This is a genomic window from Flavobacteriales bacterium (genome assembly GCA_013214975.1).
GTDB lineage: Bacteria > Bacteroidota > Bacteroidia > DT-38 > DT-38 > DT-38.
On record JABSPR010000373.1, the window covers coordinates 1 to 3,468 of the forward strand.

Below are 3,468 nucleotides of genomic sequence, written 5' to 3' on the forward strand. Positions count from 1 at the left end.
AAGCGTTGCGCGATGGACCCAAAATTCAAACGGAAAAGGCGTCACGGCGAAGTTCCGGCTGTTGCGACAGGGGACTTGGCCGTTTCGGCGGGTCCACCTGGAGCGCGGCCAGCGGAAAAAGCGGTGGGGGGATTAAAGACGCCTGAGTTGGAGGATTATCGCCTAGCGCCCGTGGATGATGTTCTGGAACACCGGATCATCTTGGCGAGTTGCTGGTGAAGAAAAAAAGTATGTCGGGTTAAAATTCAAGATTGGTGATGACTTTCATTATGGCTGGTTGCGTGTTAGATTAAGTGGTGCAGGAACAAACACCCATCAGATAAAAGCAAAAATTCTTTCATACGGCTACGAAGATGTTCCTGAAACAATGCTGCACGCAGGGAATCTAGTAGGAATCGAAGATTTCGAAACCAAAGAATCAAACGTGTACAGTTTTGGAAACAAGGTTTACGTTAACAACGTTAAAAAAGGATCTTCGATAAATATCTATAATTTATCTGGAAAGGCACTGCTTAACACCACAGCTTCAAATAGCAATGAGGTAATTGAACTACCTAAACACAGCGGAGTGGTTCTTATAGAAATTAATAGTTCTACTCACAAGGTATTTATCGACTAGGGTTTCTATTTAAAAGAAAATTTCTAAAGCCTACCTTTGTTGTAAGAAATTAACAGATTCCAAATGCCTTTTAAATCCCTCGGACTTACAGCCTACCTTATTGATGCAATCACAGAACTTGGTTACGATAAGCCCTATCCTATTCAAGAAAAAGCAATTCCAGTAATCCTAAAACGGAAAGATGTATTAGGAATAGCAAAGACAGGATCTGGAAAAACGGCAGCTTACGTTCTCCCTATTCTGAACAATCTTAAAGGGAAAACCAAAACCAAAAACCGACACATCAATGTCCTTGTTTTAGTTCCTACAAGAGAGCTAGCTATTCAAGTAGAAGAAGTATTTCGCACTATTGGGAAGTCACTACCGTTTGATTTTAAATCATTCGCTGTTTATGGTGGAGCATCTATTAACCCTCAAATGAAATCGCTTCAAAATGTTAATGTGGTAGTAGCTACCCCGGGAAGACTATTAGAATTACATGAATCAAAAGCTTTACATTTTACAGACCTAAGTACTCTGGTTTTAGATGAAGCAGACAAAATGCTAAATCTAGGTTTCAAAGAGGAAATGAATAAGATATTTGCTCTACTTCCAAAAAAAAGACAAAACCTCCTATTCTCAGCTACTCTAAGTCCAGATGTGCAGCAAATTAACAAAGACCAATTAAACGATTCTGTAGTTGTTAAAATCGAATCCAAAACGGAAGATTTAAGTCTAATCGACCAAGTTGGATACTTTGTGAAACCCGAAAAAAAAGGGCCGCTTCTCAGACATCTCATTGAATCAAATGACTGGAAACAAGTGCTTGTTTTTACATCTTCGGTTTACCAAGCAGATGCTGTAGCGCACAAGTTACGTAAGAACAATATTAATGCAGAAGCAATTCACAGTAAGAAAAGTCAAGGTAAACGAAAGGAAGCTTTAGCTGATTTTAAATCTGGAAATCTAAGAGTATTAGTTTCTACTGATCTTTTATCTAGAGGTATTGACATTGCTTTTTTACCTCATGTGGTTAATTACGAATTACCACGTTCTCCTAAAGATTTTATTCATAGAATAGGCCGAACAGGAAGAGCAGAAAATCCAGGCGATGCAATTACATTTGTAGCGGAAGAAGACAAGCATCACTTTAAGGTAATCCAGAAGAAAATGAAACGATGGGTTACAATGATTGATTCAGAAAAAATAGATTTCAATATAACGTAAGGAGGATATCTTACTCCGATATTTTATACCCAGTAAGCGTACTATTATCCAAATCTGGAACGTATAGCATTTGCTTATCCTCAAGGTATTCAAAGTCAGCACAAATAATCTTTTTGTCTTCTACATTTAACCATTCCGTTATAGAACCATCCTTTTTTACATAAAAAATCTGACCATAGTAATTACCTACGATATATCCGTCTTTATATTTCTTAATCCCATCTAAATTACCATCCTCAAATTCCGCTATAACCGTTACCTCTTTGGTGGCAAGATCTATTGATTTTAGCTTATGATCGTCGTTAACCCCAATGATCAATTTATTTCCATCAATTTGTAATCCATTGGAATTCCTGATTTTTTTACTGCTTAACCATGTCTCTAGCTTACCATCTTTAATTCTGTGAAGGTTGTCGCTGTACCCTTCTGTTATAAATAGAGAGCCATCGGGCGCCATCACAATATCATTAATAAATTCGTTATGCTGAATACAGTACCTATTAAGAACTGTATTCGTTTTGAGATCATACTCTACTACTCCAAACCTTTCTACCACGTATAATTTATCATCTGATATAATTACACCAGTGGGAGCACTTAAATGCTTGATCCAATCTAGTTCGATAATCTTCCCGTCCGCATCAACTTTCGAAATATAATCTTGTCCGTACTTTGTTCCATTCTCCACGTCTTCTCTATAATTTGAAACATAGAATACGTTTCTTTCTTTATCGAATACGATCGATTCAGGATTAGTAAAACCCGACGTAACAAACACCTCTTCCAGTTGAGCGAAAACAGACATGCTGCCTAATAATAAGATCATTAAAAAGTGATAAACCCTCATTCCTTAAATCATTGAACTTTAGTTTTTTCTTTAGCCTTTTCCTCTGCCTCTTCTATCAACCACATGTAATAATAATTCTCAGAAACCTCGTCCCTACTAGGCTCTTCTCTGTGGTATTCTGTTACTCCATTTTCGGTAAGATAATCAGGATACTTTTCCAACCAATCTTCAAGTGCTTCTCGCTGATACTCGATATAAGATGCAAGCGTATCTCTTCCGTCCTCTCCTCGTAATTCCATTTCAGCAAACGTAATGGATAATGGTTCGTGCCATGTAAGTGCTTTAAGTAATGGCATATCTTCTTCAGGTGCTAAGTTGTAAATCCACTCAAACTCTTCCGTATAATGACCCCAGTTTGCTACAACCCTCATAAAGGATTCGTAGTCGTTGGTATCTAACTGATCTCCCCACCATTCGCCATCAAATGCTACTTCTTGGTAATTATCCGCTTTCAGACCATACTTTAATAGCAATGGAAATATCGTTGCGCCCGAGTAAGATTCAATTCTGGCAATTAGATTTATTCTTGAAATTTCTGCTGTATCTGTATAGCTTTTAGAATGCCAAAGTAACCCAACGTAACCAGCCTGTTCTGAATTATAAAATCGAACTAGCATGCTCAAATAATTTTCGTCGTAGTCTCCAAATGTTTCCGTAAATCTTGGGTCTGTAATATGATGGCCTCTTTGTACTGTTTGAGATTTTTTCACATAGCCTTCAGATTTCGACTCAACAACTTGCTCCTGAGTACACGACGACACACTTACGATTATAATCGAAAATAAATAATATAGCT

At 37.6% G+C, this 3,468-nt stretch carries 4 protein-coding genes; 2 read left to right on the top strand and 2 right to left on the bottom strand.

Annotated features, from left to right (window positions below):
- Positions 1-175: 175 nt before the first annotated feature.
- On the top strand, positions 176-619 hold the full coding sequence (locus HRT72_11890) for a T9SS type A sorting domain-containing protein (GenBank protein NQY68405.1): 444 nt from the start codon (positions 176-178) through the stop codon (positions 617-619).
- Positions 620-682: 63 nt separating this feature from the next.
- Complete coding sequence (locus HRT72_11895; protein ID NQY68406.1) at positions 683-1,825, top strand: DEAD/DEAH box helicase; 1,143 nt, start codon at positions 683-685, stop codon at positions 1,823-1,825.
- Positions 1,826-1,835: 10 nt separating this feature from the next.
- Here the strand turns inward: HRT72_11895 and HRT72_11900 are convergent, their stop codons facing one another.
- Both HRT72_11900 and HRT72_11905 read right to left on the bottom strand, forming a co-directional pair.
- Positions 1,836-2,651: an SMP-30/gluconolactonase/LRE family protein gene (locus HRT72_11900; GenBank protein NQY68407.1), complete on the bottom strand. Its 816-nt coding sequence runs from the start codon at positions 2,649-2,651 to the stop codon at positions 1,836-1,838.
- A 29-nt stretch (positions 2,652-2,680) separates the two neighbouring features.
- A partial coding sequence (locus HRT72_11905) for a hypothetical protein (protein ID NQY68408.1) occupies positions 2,681-3,468 on the bottom strand: 788 nt, incomplete at its 5' end.

Coding starts and splice junctions, on each gene's coding strand:
- HRT72_11890 (NQY68405.1), top strand. CDS start 176: ATGATGTTCTGGAACACCGGATCATCTTGGCGAGTTGCTGGTGAAGAA.
- HRT72_11895 (NQY68406.1), top strand. CDS start 683: ATGCCTTTTAAATCCCTCGGACTTACAGCCTACCTTATTGATGCAATC.
- HRT72_11900 (NQY68407.1), bottom strand. CDS start 2,651: ATGATCTTATTATTAGGCAGCATGTCTGTTTTCGCTCAACTGGAAGAG.